Source organism: Fusibacter sp. (genome assembly GCF_057447755.1).
On sequence record NZ_JBVBZF010000041.1, the window covers coordinates 1 to 17,400 of the forward strand.

At 37.6% G+C, this 17,400-nt stretch carries 17 protein-coding genes; all 17 read left to right on the forward strand.

Annotated features, from left to right (window positions below; translation table 11 throughout):
* The first annotated feature begins 168 nt into the window (after positions 1 to 168).
* Positions 169 to 1,515, forward strand: coding sequence for a tRNA lysidine(34) synthetase TilS (gene tilS, locus AC220I_RS08125; RefSeq protein ID WP_486723316.1), 1,347 nt, complete (start codon positions 169 to 171; stop codon positions 1,513 to 1,515).
* Between the two features lie 27 nt (positions 1,516 to 1,542).
* On the forward strand, positions 1,543 to 3,540 hold the full coding sequence (gene ftsH, locus AC220I_RS08130; RefSeq protein WP_486723317.1) for an ATP-dependent zinc metalloprotease FtsH: 1,998 nt from the start codon (positions 1,543 to 1,545) through the stop codon (positions 3,538 to 3,540).
* Positions 3,541 to 3,828: 288 nt separating this feature from the next.
* Positions 3,829 to 4,212: a thioesterase family protein gene (locus AC220I_RS08135; RefSeq protein WP_486723318.1), complete on the forward strand. Its 384-nt coding sequence runs from the start codon at positions 3,829 to 3,831 to the stop codon at positions 4,210 to 4,212.
* Positions 4,213 to 4,227: 15 nt separating this feature from the next.
* Entirely contained in the window at positions 4,228 to 5,070 is an 843-nt protein-coding gene (locus AC220I_RS08140; RefSeq protein ID WP_486723319.1) for a fumarate hydratase, read from the forward strand.
* A gap of 9 nt (positions 5,071 to 5,079) precedes the next feature.
* On the forward strand, positions 5,080 to 5,631 hold the full coding sequence (locus AC220I_RS08145; RefSeq protein WP_486723320.1) for a Fe-S-containing hydro-lyase: 552 nt from the start codon (positions 5,080 to 5,082) through the stop codon (positions 5,629 to 5,631).
* An 81-nt stretch (positions 5,632 to 5,712) separates the two neighbouring features.
* Positions 5,713 to 6,297, forward strand: coding sequence for a class I SAM-dependent methyltransferase (locus tag AC220I_RS08150; protein WP_486723321.1), 585 nt, complete (start codon positions 5,713 to 5,715; stop codon positions 6,295 to 6,297).
* A gap of 251 nt (positions 6,298 to 6,548) precedes the next feature.
* The gene (locus tag AC220I_RS08155) at positions 6,549 to 7,919 is read left to right on the forward strand and encodes an aspartate-alanine antiporter-like transporter (protein ID WP_486723322.1); all 1,371 of its coding nucleotides are present in this window, start codon (positions 6,549 to 6,551) and stop codon (positions 7,917 to 7,919) included.
* Positions 7,920 to 7,974: 55 nt separating this feature from the next.
* The gene (locus AC220I_RS08160) at positions 7,975 to 8,310 is read left to right on the forward strand and encodes a DUF3870 domain-containing protein (RefSeq protein ID WP_486723323.1); all 336 of its coding nucleotides are present in this window, start codon (positions 7,975 to 7,977) and stop codon (positions 8,308 to 8,310) included.
* Between the two features lie 297 nt (positions 8,311 to 8,607).
* Complete coding sequence (gene scpC / locus AC220I_RS08165) at positions 8,608 to 10,104, forward strand: succinyl-CoA:acetate CoA-transferase ScpC (protein ID WP_486723324.1); 1,497 nt, start codon at positions 8,608 to 8,610, stop codon at positions 10,102 to 10,104.
* A 131-nt stretch (positions 10,105 to 10,235) separates the two neighbouring features.
* On the forward strand, positions 10,236 to 11,912 hold the full coding sequence (locus AC220I_RS08170; protein WP_486723325.1) for an acyl-CoA mutase large subunit family protein: 1,677 nt from the start codon (positions 10,236 to 10,238) through the stop codon (positions 11,910 to 11,912).
* A 27-nt stretch (positions 11,913 to 11,939) separates the two neighbouring features.
* Complete coding sequence (locus AC220I_RS08175) at positions 11,940 to 12,338, forward strand: cobalamin B12-binding domain-containing protein (protein ID WP_486723326.1); 399 nt, start codon at positions 11,940 to 11,942, stop codon at positions 12,336 to 12,338.
* 94 nt (positions 12,339 to 12,432) lie between these two features.
* Complete coding sequence (meaB, locus tag AC220I_RS08180) at positions 12,433 to 13,377, forward strand: methylmalonyl Co-A mutase-associated GTPase MeaB (protein ID WP_486723327.1); 945 nt, start codon at positions 12,433 to 12,435, stop codon at positions 13,375 to 13,377.
* Positions 13,378 to 13,633: 256 nt separating this feature from the next.
* Positions 13,634 to 14,038, forward strand: a complete 405-nt coding sequence (gene mce / locus AC220I_RS08185; RefSeq protein WP_486723328.1) for a methylmalonyl-CoA epimerase — start codon at positions 13,634 to 13,636, stop codon at positions 14,036 to 14,038.
* A gap of 22 nt (positions 14,039 to 14,060) precedes the next feature.
* Complete coding sequence (mmdA, locus tag AC220I_RS08190; RefSeq protein ID WP_486723329.1) at positions 14,061 to 15,608, forward strand: methylmalonyl-CoA decarboxylase subunit alpha; 1,548 nt, start codon at positions 14,061 to 14,063, stop codon at positions 15,606 to 15,608.
* Between the two features lie 18 nt (positions 15,609 to 15,626).
* Positions 15,627 to 16,040, forward strand: a complete 414-nt coding sequence (locus tag AC220I_RS08195) for an OadG family protein (protein WP_486723330.1) — start codon at positions 15,627 to 15,629, stop codon at positions 16,038 to 16,040.
* 43 nt (positions 16,041 to 16,083) lie between these two features.
* Complete coding sequence (locus AC220I_RS08200) at positions 16,084 to 16,479, forward strand: biotin/lipoyl-containing protein (protein WP_486723331.1); 396 nt, start codon at positions 16,084 to 16,086, stop codon at positions 16,477 to 16,479.
* Between the two features lie 34 nt (positions 16,480 to 16,513).
* The coding region (locus AC220I_RS08205) for a sodium ion-translocating decarboxylase subunit beta (protein WP_486723332.1) at positions 16,514 to 17,400 on the forward strand (887 nt) is incomplete at its 3' end.

Sequence of the window (17,400 nt, forward strand, 5' to 3'; positions counted from 1 at the left end):
CCATAGAATGAAAAGCATCCTCTTTCGCAAGTTAAAAACTTATGTTAGAAGATGCTATTCTTTTTCTTTTTTTAATAGTCTGAAAATAGAAAAAATGTTACAATGTAATGGACCTTGTTTAATGGGTGTTATCTTTTTAGAATTGAGGCGGTATCTTTGTTAAAGCAAATGCTCGAAACGATATATAATCATCAATTAATTAAAAAAGGCGACAAAATTGTAGTGGGACTTTCAGGAGGCCCTGATTCTCTTGCGCTAATCCATGCCCTTTATCACTTCAAAGAGAATTTACAGATTGAGCTTGTGGCAGTTCACATTAATCATATGTTCAGAGGGTCACTTGCAGATGATGACGAGGCGTTTGTAAAAGTATTTTGTGAAGCACATGGCATTCCGGTTTACACTTATCGCATTGATGTTAGTGAGTATGCCAAAGAAGTGGGAACTTCTTTTGAAGACGCAGGCAGAAGAGTTCGATATGAATATTTTCAAAAGATCCTCATTAAAGAGAAAGCACATAAGATTGCGATAGCACAAAACAAAAACGATCTGATAGAGACCTTTTTCATCAACCTATTCAGAGGGGCTGGTATCGATGGGCTCGCATCAATCGAGTATATGAGAGATCAAATTTATATCAGGCCTTTGCTAGATGTTGATAGAGCTTCGATTGAGGCTTATTGTAGGGAAAACGGTCTTGAACCAAGGCGGGACCATACCAATGAGGAAAACGACTACCTCCGCAACAAGATTAGAAATGAATTGTTGCCCTCTTTGAAAGCAACCTACAATCCATCTTTGGACCAAACCCTTTTCAAAACCATTCAAATCATGAAACGCGAAAAGGCATTTTGGCAAAAACATACTGAAGATTTGTTTAAAAGGATATGCAAAAGGGAAAATAACAAGGTAAGTGTTTTAAAATCTGATTTTGATCAAATTCATGAAGCAGAGCAAATTCAATTGTTAAGATATGTTATATTGCTAGTGAGAGGCAATTTGACAAATATCTCATCTGAACTGCTCAACAGAATTAAGGGACTATCCAATACAGGAACCTTTGTGGATATTGATTTTGATTATCGTGTTTCTCTGTCCTATGATTACCTCATCATTGAACAAAAGGGCTATGATCCCCTTGAATTAACCCCTGAGCTTCATACCTTAAAGCTCAATAGAAAGGGTTATGATGCCTTAAAGCACAAAGTAGATTCTGAGGAAATAGTTGCCGTAGATATGGATTCAATCAAAGGCGAACTGTATATAAGACATAGAAAGAATGGTGACACTTTCGCACCCTTTGGAATGAAAGGGCATAAGAAGATTAAAGATTTTTTTATGGATGAGAAGGTGCCCAAAGATCAAAGAGATCAAATTTGGCTTATCTGTGATGATGCGAAAATCGTTTGGGTTCACGGGATGAGATTAAATGAGCAATGCAAAATAACAAAAGAAACTGAAAACATTCTGTTAATAAGTTTCAAGGATATTGTTGAAGCTTTAGAATTGTGTTAAAATTATAAGATGCGTAAGGAGGGTGCTATGAATAAAAATTTAAAAAATGCATCGATATATATCGCGATATTCATAGGGATTTTAATACTCGTTATGATGACTAAAAATAGTGTGGTCAAGTCAGTTGAACTCTCATACAATGAATTCACTGACAAGTTGAACAACGATCAAGTGGCAGCACTTAATATCGATGGCAACAAGATCACAGGTGAATTGAGTGATCAAACAATATTTGAAACCTATATTCCGAGTATGTTGTCACCAATCACAGGTGAAAAAATTAGTGAGATTGAAAGCTTAAAAGTAACAGGGATTCCACCAGCAAATACACCTTTCTTTATAGAGATATTACCAACAATCATCATGATTTTGTTAATTGTGGTATTTTGGTTTGTGTTTATGCAAAATTCCCAAGGTGGTGGCTCTAGAGTCATGTCGTTTGGCAAGAGTAGAGCTAAAATGGTCAAAGACAGCAGCAAAAAAATTACTTTCGCTGATGTGGCTGGACTAAAAGAAGAGAAAGAGGAAATGCAAGAAATTGTAGATTTCCTTAAAAATCCAAGAAAATATTTGGCACTTGGTGCTAGAATACCTAAAGGTATCCTCATGGTGGGGCCTCCGGGAACTGGTAAGACATATCTCTCAAAAGCATGTGCCGGAGAAGCTGGCGTACCTTTTTATACCATCTCAGGTTCTGATTTCGTTGAGATGTTTGTAGGGGTTGGTGCTTCAAGGGTTAGAGATCTATTTGAAGAAGCAAAAAAGAATTCGCCTTGTATCGTTTTCATTGATGAGATTGATGCAGTTGGTAGAAAACGTGGTGCCGGCTTAGGTGGTGGCCATGATGAAAGAGAACAAACCCTGAATCAATTGCTTGTAGAAATGGATGGCTTTGGTGACAATCAAGGCATTATCATTATTGCAGCAACGAATCGTCCTGATATACTTGACCCTGCATTGCTTAGACCAGGTCGTTTTGACCGTCAGGTAATGATCGGTGTACCAGATATTCGTGAAAGAGAAGAAATTTTAAAAGTGCATTCTAAAAACAAACCGACTGCGGATGATGTTAACTATCAAGTGCTTTCTCAAAGTACACCAGGTTTTACACCGGCAGACCTTGAAAATGTCATGAATGAAGCTGCTTTGCTTTCTGCTAGAACAGATGACAAAGTTATTAGAATGGAAACAATAAAACAGGCTATTATTAAAGTAATAGCAGGTGTTGAAAAGAAAAGTCGATTGGTAAGTCCTAAAGAGCGAAAGCTCACAGCCTACCATGAAGCAGGACATGCTGTTTTAGCACAGCTTTTACCTGATACAGATCCTGTACACCAGGTGACCATTATCCCTAGGGGAAGAGCAGGCGGATTCACAATGCAGCTTCCTGAAGAAGATAGAAGTTATGCGACAAAAAAGAGCATGGAAAAAGAGTTGGTTATCTTATTGGGCGGTCGTGTGGCTGAAAGCTTGATTCTTGATGATATCAGCACAGGTGCACAAAACGACTTGTCTCGAGTTACTAAAATTGCACGCGCAATGGTTACCAAATATGCCATGAGTGATAATTTAGGTTCCATGAGCTATGACACTGAGGATGAAGTTTTCTTAGGACGTGATTTTACTTCTATGAAAAATTATTCAGAGCATGTTGCGGCTGAAATTGACCGTGAGGTAAGAAACATTGTTGATAACTCTTATGACAAAGCGAGAACCTTGCTTGAAGACAATCTTGATAAACTTCATGTGATTGCAGAAGCCTTACTTAAATACGAAACCATCAGTGGTGAAGAATTTAAGCTTGCTTTTGAAGAAGGCATTGATGTCCTTACAGACAAGATCACAAGTGAACGCGAGAAAATTCAAGAAGAAAAACGCGTTGCAAAAGAGCTTGAGGAAAGAGAAAAGGCGGCTTACGAGAAATTGAACGAGAAGTTCAAAGAGATGAACGAAGATGCACCAAGTATCTTTGAAGCTGTTAAGAACGAAGAAGTTTCCCTTTCTGAAGAAGAGAAAAAAAGCTAATATCAGTTAAAAAGAATATGAACCCATCCCTTGAGGATGGGTTCTTTTTTGTATTTCATTCTCGCTCGTCCAGCTCATAGCAAGAATTCTCAACGTTATCGTGTGATGGCTCAAATGTTGTTAAAAACCGTGAGATAAAGGCAATAGCTGTAAACCCTTGGCTTCAAACGCCGTATTTTCTGAAGACTTATAGTGGTTGTAAGGGCATTCAAATACCAATGGGTGCAAACTTGTTCTTGTCAGCAAGTTATTATTTATTATAGAATAAGAGGCAAAGGAGGTGAAAGAATGACATTAAAAGTTGGAGATCAATTTGAGTCAGAATTAATCGTAGAAGAGAAGCATACCGCTGCAGCTTTTGGAAGTGGTAGTATATTTGTATTTTCAACACCTATGATGATTGGCCTTATGGAGAACGCAGCGCTAAAATGTGCTGGAGAGGGTTTGCCTGAGGGGCAGTCAACGGTCGGAACCTTTGTAAATGTGAAGCATTTGGCTGCTACACCTATGAATATGAAGGTTAGGGCAGTTGCGACGCTTACTGAAATTGATGGTAAAAAGTTAACGTTTCAGGTTGAAGCATATGACGAAAAGGAAAAAATCGGTGAAGGAACACATGGCAGATACGTCATCGATTCTGAAAAGTTCCTTAAGCGCGTCAATGAAAAGTAATTGACAGGAGGCTATATGAGAGAAATAAACGTGTCGAAAATTAGGGAAGCAGTAAAATCAATGTGTATGGATATGAATTACTACATTGGACCGGATATAAAAAAATCTTTCGAAGAGAATTATCAGAAGGAACCATCACCAATAGGTAAGGCGATTCTCTTGGATTTAATTGAGAACTCAAAAATAGCAGCTGAAAAACAAGTGCCAATTTGCCAAGATACAGGTATGATCGTGGCCTTCGTTGAAGTCGGTCAAGACGTTGCACTTGTTGGAGGTAATGTCACAGATGCGATTAACGAAGGGATAAGACAAGGTTATGGTGAAGGCTACTTGAGAAAATCAGTAGTTTCAGACCCTTTGATTAGACAAAATTCAAAAGACAATACACCAGGCATCGTATACTATGATATCGTAGAAGGCGATAAGGTTAAAATTAAACTTGCGGCAAAGGGCTTTGGTAGTGAAAATATGTCAAGGTCGAAAATGTTAAAACCTTCTGATGGCATTAAGGGTGTTGAAGCTTTTGTTGTAGAAACGGTTTCTTTAGCTGGCCCAAATCCATGTCCACCAATAGTTGTAGGTGTTGGTATAGGTGGTACAATTGATAAAGCTGCTCAAATTGCAAAAAAAGCCTTAATGCGTGACTTGGACTCAGTAAGTGAACACGATCACATAAAAGCGCTAGAGGAAAGACTGCTTGAACAAATTAATGCACTTGGTATTGGACCACAGGGATTGGGTGGGGCAACAACAGCCTTAGGTGTTAATGTCGAAATATATCCAACACATATAGCGGGTCTACCTGTGGTTGTGAACATTAACTGTCATGCATCAAGACATTTAGAGACTGTGATATAGGAGGCTGAAATGAGTAAAATTAGATTGACGACACCGCTTACAAATGATGTGGTAAATGGTTTAAAATCTGGAGACCAGGTTCTTATTTCGGGTATAATATACACAGGTAGAGATGCTGCTCACTTAAGACTAGTAAAATCAATAGAAAATGGAGAACCACTACCTTTTGATGTTGAAGGACAAATTATTTATTACGTAGGACCAGCGCCTGCAAAACCGGGTGAAGTGATTGGTTCTTGTGGCCCAACAACAAGTTACAGAATGGATGATTTAACTGTGCCTCTTTTAGAACTTGGTTTAAAAGGCATGATTGGAAAAGGTGCTAGGAACCAAACCGTAATCAAGGGCATGAAAGAACATCGTGCAATCTATTTTGCAGCGATTGGCGGAGCAGGTGCATTGATTGCCAACGCGGTTAAAGAAAGTACTGTAATTGCATATGAGGATTTGGGACCTGAGGCAATTCGAAGATTAGTGGTGGAAGAACTTCCTGCTATAGTCGTAATAGATGCAGATGGTGAAAATTTATATGAAACTGAAAGGGCTAAATACCAAAGGTAGTAGACTTTCAAACTAAAATTTGATATCTTTTTAACAAATAAAAATAGCAAAAAATGGATTTATAAATGGAGGTGCTTCAAATTGGTCCAACAATATTATAACAAGCACGCGAAGGAATTTATAAATAATACACTCAATGTGGATTTGAAACCAATATATGACAGATTTTTGCCATATTTATCGAATGGTCAGAAAATTCTGGATATTGGTTTTGGATCTGGAAGAGACAGCTTAGTTTTTTATAAGAAAGGATTTAAGGTCGTTTCGATTGATTTTGCAGAAGAGATCGTAACCAGGGGTAAAATTTTGTTAAGCAATGAAGTTTTACTGGTGGATGCTAGAAATATGCACTATCATAATGAATTCGATGCCATTTGGGCAAGTGCAGTTTTTCTACATTTCAAGGATTCAGAAATTTTGGAGACCTTAAACAATTGTGAAGCAGCGCTTAAATCTGAAGGGGTTATTTATCTATCTTTCAAATATGGAACAGAAGAAGTTTTTAGGCATGGGCGTTATTTTAATGACTTCAATGAAGAAAAATTTGGTCAAATTGCTTCTAAAGCTGATGGATTCAAGCTTTTAGAAATGTGGAAGACCGAAGATGCTCGAAGTGACCACTCAGGTCATTATTGGCTCAATATAATTTTACAAAAAAAATATTAAAAATAATTTAACTTTCAGATAACTTATGATATAATGTTATTAAGTTAACAAACTGCGCCAAACCAATATCCGGTGATTTCCCGTCATCGACACGTATTGATAACCCGGCATAGCATTTATTTTGCTATGTCTTTTTTATTGTCTGCATGCTCTCCGTAGCGAGAAGTAACCGCTTTTTTACCTATGAGGAGCACTAGGGGCAACTTAAGATTAGTTAACTAAAAATATTGAATGAGAAGGGGTATAAAGTTATGAGTTTTGACTACATGAAGTGGTTAATGGATCCATTTATTCTAATGTTTATTACCGTAGTTACTGGTCTCTTATTTGGGAAGATCAAATTTGGAAAATTTAATTTCGGTACATCAGGCGCTTTATTTACTGGACTTCCTATTGGTTGGTTTATGTTAAACTTTGCAAAAAAAGTTGGGGAAGACGAGAAAGCGTACAAATCAGCATCAGCATTAATAAAAGCTGGCGTTGTAGACAAAGGATTTTTTACTTTATTTTTGGTATTATTCGTAGTAGCGGTAGGCTTACTTGCTGCTAAAGACATCAATGTCGTTCTTAAAAAATACGGTGCAAAATTCATTATTATGGGCTTTGTAGTAACTTTAGTAGGTGCTGCTGCAACATATGGTATGACATTTGTTTTCAAGGGTCAAAATCCATATGAGATTTCAGGCGTTTACACGGGTGCATTAACAAGTTCACCAGGTCTTGCAGCTGCTATTGAAACAGCAACAAAAGACGCAAATGCAAAAGTGGCTAGATTTGATTCTATGTCAGCAGAAGAAAAAACAAAATTTGTTAAGATTTTAGATAAGGAATTAGATCCTGCAACAGTAACAACTTTATCGGATGAGCAAAAGACGCAATTCGTTAAAAACGCAGCGGCAGGAATCGGTGTTGGTCATGCGATCGGTTACCCATTCGGGGTATTAATCGTTATTATCGCAATGAACTTCTTCCCTAAAATCTTTAGAATAGATGTAGAGAAGGAAAAAATTGAGTTCACTAAAGAAATGGCTGAAGCTAGAGCGGGTAAAACTGGTAAAGAAATTCCAGAAGTTACTTTCGATATGATTGGTTTCGTATTTGCTTGTTTCTTTGGTTACACAATCGGATTAATTACTTTAGATTTAAGCTTCATCCACTTAGGTAAATTTAGCCTTGGTGCAACTGGTGGTGCTTTAATCGGTTCATTAATCTTAGGTTATATTGGTAAATTAGGTTTCATCAGCTTCAGAATGAACGGTAAAATCTTAGGCGTAATCAGAGAAGTTTCACTAGTATTCTTCCTTGCTATCGTTGGTTTAAGATATGGTTTCGCTGTTGTTGACGCATTAGCTGGTCCTGGTATCAACCTTGCAATCGTATCACTTGTTGTTGGTGTTATTGCTATGATGGTTGGTTACCTTATCGGAAGATATGTATTTAAAATCAACTGGATTATGCTTTCGGGTGCAATCTGTGGTGGTATGACTTCTACGCCAGGTCTTGGTGCTGCAGTTGAAGCTGTAGGTTCTGATGATCCAGCAGCAGGTTACGGTGCAACTTATCCATTCGCACTCCTTGGAATGGTAATATTCACGATTATTCTGCATTCTCTCCCTATGTAAGACAGTGAGTATGTGATATAATATGCTTAAAAGTGTCGAAAATAGGAGGACTTTCATGGAGACGAATGAAATTCTGATTACAGGTTACGCCAAACTTCCGCAAGGGATAACTGCGAAGGAACTGTACTCGGTGATAGCAGTTGGCTTGATTGTAGAGAAAAATTCAGGTGTGATTATCGATTCAGATTGCTCATTAGCGACCGCGCTTGCTAAAGATTTTGTCAAAAAAATCTTGGTGGGTACGAACATAAATGATGTAGAAGCTATTGAAAAAAAATTCAAAAAGTATTACTATGGTAGTGCAAGAAAAGCTATCATATCTGCTACAAAAACTTGTGCAGAAAAATATAAACAAATTTGTGAAAGTGGTGAAGACTACAACGAAGATTAGTTCGGTCACAAATTAAAAACAGAATATAGTCTAGAGGGTATTGATCCATTTTGCTAAGCGAGATAAAAAAACCTTTTATCTCAAGAAATTAGTAATATTTGAGCCAAATAGCCAATCTTTAATAAGATGGTTATTTGGCTTTTTTGTTTTCATAATGAATATAGTAGTAAGGACAGATTGTGCGATGTAAACACTCTGTCGAAAATATAACATCAAATTCTAAAATTTAGTATTGAGTAATATAGATATTCAAAAGTGATATCAATAAAATGAGATTAAGCTTAGGAGGCAATAAATATGATTAATGAGCGTATTAGAGGCGAAGCATTATTATCAAAGTTAACAACGGCTGAAGAGGCTGCAAAATTCATCAATGATGGAGACACAGTAGCAACTAGTGGATTCACACCTTCTGGATACCCTAAGGCTGTACCGCTCGCTTTGGCAGAACGCGCAAAAAATGGTGAAAAAGTAGAAATTACATTAATCACAGGAGCATCAGTTGGACCAGAGCTTGACGGTATATTGGCTGAAACTGGTGTTGTTAAAAGAAGATTTCCATATCAAACAAACAACAGCATGAGAAATGCAATCAATAATGGTAATGTAAATTATGCAGATATGCATTTAAGTCATGTGCCACAATATATTGACTACGGCTTTTTCGGAGATATTGATGTTGCAATCGTAGAAGCAATCGCAATTAATGCTGATGGTGGTATTATTCCTTCAACTTCTGTTGGTATTTCACCACAAGCTGTTAAAAATGCAAAGAAAGTCATCGTTGAAATCAACACTTCTCAATCAATGCATCTTGAAGGTGTTCATGATATATATATGACAAAAAAACCACCATTTAGAGAGCCAATTCCAATTACAAAATCAGGCGATCGTATCGGAACAACTTATATTCCATGTGATCCTGAGAAAATCGTTGCAATCGTTCAAACAGATATTACAGATAAAGTAAGACCGCTTGGTGCAATCGATGAAGATTCAAAGAAAATTTCACAACATATTATCAAATTCTTTGAAAACGAAGTTGCGGCAGGTAGATTACCGGAAAACCTATTGCCATTACAATCAGGTGTAGGCTCTGTAGCAAATGCAGTATTAGGTGGTTTAGTAGAATCAAGATTTACAGATCTTACTTGCTATACAGAAGTAATTCAAGATTCAATGTTCGATTTAATTGATGCGGGTAAAGTTACTGTGGCATCTGGAACATCTTTTACACCATCTGAAGAAGGTTTAAAAAGACTTAACGAAAACATGGCACATTACGCAAAATACTGTGTATTAAGACCAATGGAAATCAGTAATAATCCAGAAGTTGCAAGAAGATTAGGGGTAATCTCTATGAACACTGCAATTGAAATAGATATGTATGGACATGTTAACTCTACTAATATCATGGGCTCAAGAATGATGAATGGTCTTGGTGGATCTGGGGACTACACAAGAAATGCTTACATTTCTATCTTCACAACTGTTTCAACCGCTAAGAATGGGGATATATCTTCAATAGTGCCTATGGCTTCTCATGTTGACCATACTGAGCATGACGTTCAAGTGGTTGTAACTGAACAAGGTTTAGCTGACTTAAGAGGACTCTCGCCTAGAGAAAGAGCAAGAGCAATCATCGAAAACTGTGCGCACCCTGACTACAAGGGCATGTTACTTGATTATCTTGAAAGAGCTGAGCAAACAAAATTCAAACACGAAAGTCATCTCATGGATGAGGCGCTCTCTTGGCATGCAAGATTTCTTGCAACTGGCTCAATGAAGAAGTAAGTATTTTTAGTTAAAAGTGTGAAAAAGTATACAATTATACTTTGATAAAAACAATGAAATTTGACATGATTTATGGTATTCTTATAGAGGTTAATGCCATATTGCGGTCATGATAAGGAGGATTTTAAAAGATGTTTAACAAGGATCAAATTTCGATTTTAAAAGAAGCAGTAGAGAAAGAAAATGCGAAAACGCAAGAAAGCTTGCAAAAACGTCCTGAGCGTAGAACAGAATTTACAACAGGATCTGGTACGCCGGTACAAAGATACTACACACCAGCAGACATTGAAGATATGGATTACATGAACGACTTAGGACTTCCAGGTCAGTTCCCATTCACTCGTGGTGTTCAAAACACTATGTACAGAGGTAAATTCTGGACAATGAGAATGTACGCAGGTTTTGCTACAGCTGCTGAATCAAACCAAAGATATAAATATCTTGTAGAGCAAGGTTCAAGTGGATTATCAGTAGCATTTGACCTTCCAACTCAAATTGGTTATGACTCAGACCACTCTTTATCAGAAGGTGAAGTTGGTAAAGTTGGTGTTGCAATTGACTCATTAGCAGATATGGAAATCTTATTTGATGGTATTCCACTAGATAAAGTTTCTACTTCAATGACAATCAATGCACCTGCATCAGTATTACTTGCAATGTACATCGCTGTTGCAGAAAAGCAAGGTGTTTCTTCAGATAAATTAAGAGGAACAATTCAAAATGATATCTTAAAAGAGTACATCGCTAGAGGTACTTACATCTTCCCAACAGAGCCATCAATGAGATTAATCACAGATATCTTTGAATTCTGTTCAAAAGACGTTCCATTATGGAATACAATTTCTATCTCTGGTTACCATATTAGAGAAGCGGGTTCTACTGCAGCTCAAGAAGTTGGTTTCACATTAGCAGATGGTATTGCATACGTAGAAGCAGCAATTAAAGCTGGTCTTGATGTAGATACTTTCGCACCTAGATTATCATTCTTCTTCAATGCACATAATGACTTATTAGAAGAAGTTTCTAAATACAGAGCGGCTAGAAGATTATGGGCTAAAATCATGAAAGAAAGATTTGGCGCTAAAAGTCCTAAGTCAATGGCACTTAAGTTCCATACACAAACAGGTGGTTCTACATTAACAGCGCAACAACCAGATAACAACATCGTTAGAGTTGCTGTTCAAACACTTGCTGCTGTACTTGGTGGCACGCAATCACTTCATACTAACTCTAAAGATGAGGCGCTTGCTTTACCAACTGAAGCATCAGTAAGAGTAGCACTTAGAACACAACAAATCATCGCTAACGAAAGTGGTGTTACTGATGTAGTAGATCCATTAGCTGGTTCTTACTATATTGAAGCACTTACTAAGCAAATCGAAGATCAAGCGATGGCGTACATCAAGAAAATTGATGAAATCGGTGGCGCACCTAAAGCAATCGATATGGGTTACATCCAACAAGAAATCATGGATGCTTCTTACAACTACCAAAAGAATGTTGAGAGCGGAGATATTATCGTTGTTGGTATGAACAAATACCAAATCGAAGAAGAAGCTCCAAAAGGCTTACTCAGAGTTGACCCTTCAGTTGGTGAAATGCAAAAAGCTAACCTTGCTAAGTTAAGAGCAGAAAGAGACAACGCTAAAGTTGAAGCGACACTTACTGCACTTAGAGCAGCATGTGAAGGTACTGATAACGTTATGCCATTTATCTTAGATGCAGTAAGAGTTTATGCAACATTAGGTGAAATCTGTGGCGTTATGAGAGAAGTATTTGGTGAATACCAACAATCAGTAAATCTTTAATTTTGATGGATATTTAGGAGGATTACAATGGATAGACCAATTAGAGTTTTAGTTGCTAAACCAGGTTTAGATGGACATGATAGAGGCGCAAAAGTTATCGCTAGAGCATTAAGAGATGCAGGTATGGAAGTTATTTATACAGGACTTCGTCAAACACCAGAGCAAATCGTAAACGCAGCAATTCAAGAAGATGTTGACTGTATCGCATTAAGTATCTTATCTGGTGCACACAATACTTTATTACCAAAAGTTGCAGCACTTGTTAAATCAGAAAACGCTGAAGATATTTTAATCATCGGTGGTGGTGTAATTCCGGATGAAGATATTCCAGGATTAAAAGAGAATGGTATTGCTGAAGTGTTTACTCCAGGAACACCTACTCAAGTTACAATTGACTATATCAGAGCAAACATCAAAAGAGCATAGTTTAAAAAGTCAGTGAGGTGGCAACACCTCACTGAACTTAAACATCTATATAATAGTAGACATTCATCAAACGATAAAAGATATAGGAGTCACTATGGATATCGAGAAACGCATATTAGAGAAAGACAAAAGAGCTGCTGCTAGGTTGATTACACTTATAGAAAATAAAGACCAAGAGGCTTTAGAAATTCTTAAAAGACTGTATTCTAAAAGTGGTAATGCTTATATTGTAGGCATCACTGGTCCGCCAGGTGCAGGAAAGAGTACTCTAACAGACAAACTCGTAAAAGCTTTGCGAAAGCAAGGTAAAACCGTTGCAATCATTGCCGTTGATCCTACTTCTCCTTTTACAGGTGGTGCGATTTTAGGCGACCGTGTAAGAATGAATGATCTAAACACAGATCCCGGAGTGTTCATCAGAAGTATGGGCGCTAGAGGGCATCTTGGCGGTATATCTGAAGCGACGAGTGCAGCAGTTAAAGTTTTAGATATCTATGGATCGGACTATATATTTGTCGAAACTGTTGGCGTTGGTCAATCAGAGATAGATATTGTTAAAAACTGCGATACGACCTTAATGGTTATGGTACCGGGTTTAGGAGATGATATTCAGGCAATTAAAGCAGGCGTCATGGAAATTGGAGATGTTTTTGCAGTCAACAAGTCAGACCGTGATGGGGCTAAGAGAACGGCTAGAGAAATAGACATGATGCTTGACTTCAACAAAGATGCTGAGTGGAGACCACCAGTAAAGATGGTAGTTGCTGTTGAAAATCAGGGTGTAGAGGAACTTTTAGAAGCAATCCATGAGCATAAGGCTTATATGGTTACTAGCGGAAAGTACGAAAAACGCAGAACTGAAAACGCAAAGAGCGAAGTGGTAGAACTTGTAAAAGAACGGGTTGAAGAAGCAATTCTAAACAAATCAAATCGAGAAGATCATCTTGATTTGTACTCTGAAAAAATCGCTAAGCGTCAAATGGATCCTTATACTGTTGTGGAAGAAATCTTGGGAAAAATGGACGTTTTATTAAAATAGTGAACATTTTATAGTGTTTTCCTTAAATACGCTAAAAATGATTCCTGATATATTAAAATAACAATGAAGCATTCTCGTTTGCATTTGACATCTGCAAATGACTAAATAAGAGAAAAATAAAAATGGCATCATTTTTAATTAGATAAAGTCGCAAACACTTATTTTAAATAAGGGATATGTAGAAAAGTATTTAATTAATTCGTTTACAAAAAACGAAGATGTTGTTAAAATCAACTTATCTAAACGGAGGGTTTTTATGAAAGCTTTGAAAGTAGATCACATTGGCATTGCAGTTAAAAACTTAGATGAAACAATCAAGTTTTATCAAGATGTATTAGGTCTTGAATTACAAGGTACAGAAGTCGTTGAAGAGCAAAAAGTTAGAGTTGCTTTTTTACCAGTAGGTGACACAGAAGTAGAGTTATTAGAATCGACTTCAGAAGATGGTCCAATTGCGAAATTCATCGAAAAAAATGGTGAAGGCGTACAACATATTGCATTCAAAGTAGAAAATATTGAAGAAGCAATTGAGTATATGCAATCAAAAGGGATGAAAATGATCGACGAAAAGCCAAGATATGGCGCAGGCGGTGCTAAAATAGCATTCGTTCATCCTAAGAGTTCACACAGAGTTTTAGTTGAATTAAGCGAAAGAAAATAAATCACAACTTGGAGGTTTTGAAATGTCTATCAATAAATTAGATGATTTAAGACAACGAAAAGCTAAAATTCTAGCTGGCGGTGGTGCTAAACGTATTGATAAGCAACACGAAGCAGGTAAATTAACTGCTCGCGAGAGATTAGACTTACTTTTCGATGAAGGTACTTTTGTTGAATTAGATGCATACGTAAAACACAGATGTACTAATTTCGGTATGGAAAAAGTAGACGCACCTGCTGAGGGCGTTGTAATCGGCTACGGTAAAGTAGACGGAAGACTTGTATATGCATACTCACAAGACTTTACAGTTGTGGGTGGTTCACTTGGTGAAATGCATGCAGCAAAAATTTGTAAAGCAATGGATAATGCTATGAAAGTTGGCGCGCCAATCGTTGGTCTTAACGATTCAGGTGGTGCTAGAATTCAAGAAGCTGTAGACGCTTTATCAGGATATGGTAAAATCTTCTACAAAAACACTTTAGCTTCAGGTGTTATTCCACAAATCACAGCTATCATGGGACCTTGTGCAGGTGGTGCAGTTTATTCACCAGCTTTAACAGACTTTATCTTCATGGTAGACAAAACGTCACAAATGTTCATCACTGGTCCACAAGTTATTAAAACAGTAACTGGGGAAGAAGTTACTGCAGAAGCACTTGGTGGTGCAATGACTCACAACTCTGTAAGTGGTGTTGCTCAATTTATTGCAAACAATGATGAAGAATGTATTCTCGAAATTAGAAGATTATTAAGCTTCTTACCATCAAACAATATGGAGACTGCTCCTGTATACGGTTGTGATCACGATGTCAATGAAATCATTGAATCATTAAATGATCTTATGCCAGATAATCCAAATAAGCCTTATGATATGTTCGATATCATAAAAGCAATCGTGGATAACGGTGATTATTTAGAATATCAACCATACTTCGCTAAAAACATTATTACTTGTTTCGCAAGAATCAATGGTCAATCTGTTGGTATTATTGCAAATCAACCTAAGTTCTTAGCTGGATGTTTAGATGTAAGCGCTTCAGATAAATCTGCTAGATTCATTAGAACTTGTGATGCGTTTAATATTCCTTTATTAAACATCATTGACGTTCCAGGATTCTTACCAGGTACTGAGCAAGAGTATGGTGGTATCATCAGACATGGCGCTAAAATGCTTTACGCTTATTCTGAAGCTACTGTACCTAAAGTATCATTGATCGTTAGAAAAGCATACGGCGGTTCATACCTAGCAATGTGTTCTAAAGACTTAGGCGCAGACCTAGTATTAGCATGGCCAACAGCAGAGATCGCAGTAATGGGACCTCAAGGTGCTGCTAACATCATCTTCAGAGGCGAAATTAAAGACGCCAAAGATCCTGTAGCAACAAGAGCAAGAGTTATTCAAGAATACACAGATGAATTTGCAACACCATATAAAGCGGCTGAAAGAGGCTTTGTGGATGATGTTATTGAACCATCAGCTTCAAGACCAAGACTTGCAGATGCATTCGACATGTTAGCATCTAAGAGAGAAAGTAGACCAGCTAAGAAACATGGCAATATTCCTTTATAATAAAAAAGAGGTGAAAAGATGCAAATTTTAGAAAATTTTAAGCATGCTGGAACCTTTGCACAAATGTCTTTAGGCGATAAAATGATCGCAACTATGTATGTTATCTTACTTGGAATGGGTATTACCTTCGTCGCATTAATTTTGATTTGGGCAATCACTGCACTTATGTCAAGAATCATCAAATCAATTGAAGGTGGCAACAAACCAGCGGTAACGAAAGTTGAACAACCTAAAGCGCCAGTTGCACCAGCAGCAGTGGTTCAAAACGAAGAAGATGATGAAGAATTAATCGCAGTCATCACGGCAGCCATTGCAGCTTCACTTAACACATCAATGCACAATATCGTTGTAACGAACATAACACGTGTAAACGATTCAACACCAGTATGGGGACGTGCAGGTAGAAGCGACGTTATGAATTCAAGATTTTAATAGCTCAATATGAACATTAATATTTAATGGAGGATTCTTATTTATGAAAAAGTTTAATATCACCGTGAATGGTAAATCATATGAAGTAGATGTAGAAGAAGTAGGCGGCGTAAGCACACCTGCACCAAGACCAGTACAAAGAGCAGCGGCTCCAGCTCCAGCAGCGGCGCCAGCAGCACCAAAGGCAGCTCCAGCTCCAGCAGCAGCACCAGCAGCACCAGCGGGTGGAAGTTCAATTTCTGCTCCAATGCCAGGTACTGTACTTGATATCAAAGTAGCAGTAGGCGATGCTGTAAATTCAGGAGATGTTCTTTTAATTCTTGAAGCAATGAAAATGGAAAACGAAATTATGGCACCAGGTGCTGGTAAAATCGTTTCAATCAATACAACTAAAGGTGCATCAGTAAATTCAGGGGATGTATTAATTGTTATTGGATAATATCCAAAAATAGTTAATTGAAAGGAGATGCACTATGATTCAAACGATAAAAGATTTTTATATGAGTACAGGCTTTAGTGCAATCACTTGGGGTCAAACAGCAATGATTTGTGTTTCTTTTGTGCTGATGTACTTGGCAATTAAAAAGGGATTTGAACCATTACTACTTGTACCAATCGCTTTTGGAATGTTCTTAACAAACTTGCCGCTAGCAGGTTTAATGGCACCACCAGTTGGACATGATCAACCAGGTGGCTTGCTATACTACCTATACCAAGGTGACCATTTAGGAATATTCCCACCACTAATCTTTTTAGGGGTAGGGGCGATGACGGACTTTGGTCCATTGATTGCAAATCCAAAATCATTATTACTTGGCGCAGCAGCGCAGTTTGGTATATTCATCACATTCCTTGGTGCGATTGCATCAGGCTTATTTACACCACCTGAAGCAGCATCAATCGGTATCATCGGTGGTGCGGATGGTCCAACAGCGATCTTCTTATCTTCAAAGCTTGCACCACACTTAATGGGTTCGATTGCAGTAGCAGCCTACTCATACATGGCACTTGTACCAGTAATTCAGCCGCCAATCATGAAGCTTTTAACAAGTAAAGAAGAACGTGTTATCAAAATGAACCAGCTTAGAAATGTATCAAGACTTGAGAAATTACTATTCCCAATCCTTGTAACATTAGTTGTATCAATGATCGTACCACCAGCAGCAGCCCTAATTGGTATGCTTATGCTTGGTAACTTATTCAAGGAATCAGGTGTGGTTGGTCGTTTAACAGATACAGCACAAAACGCAATGATGAACATCGTAACGATCTTCCTCGGCGTAACAGTTGGTGCAACAGCAACAGCAGAAGCGTTTTTAAACGTACAAACACTTGCAATCGTTTGTCTTGGTGTTGTGGC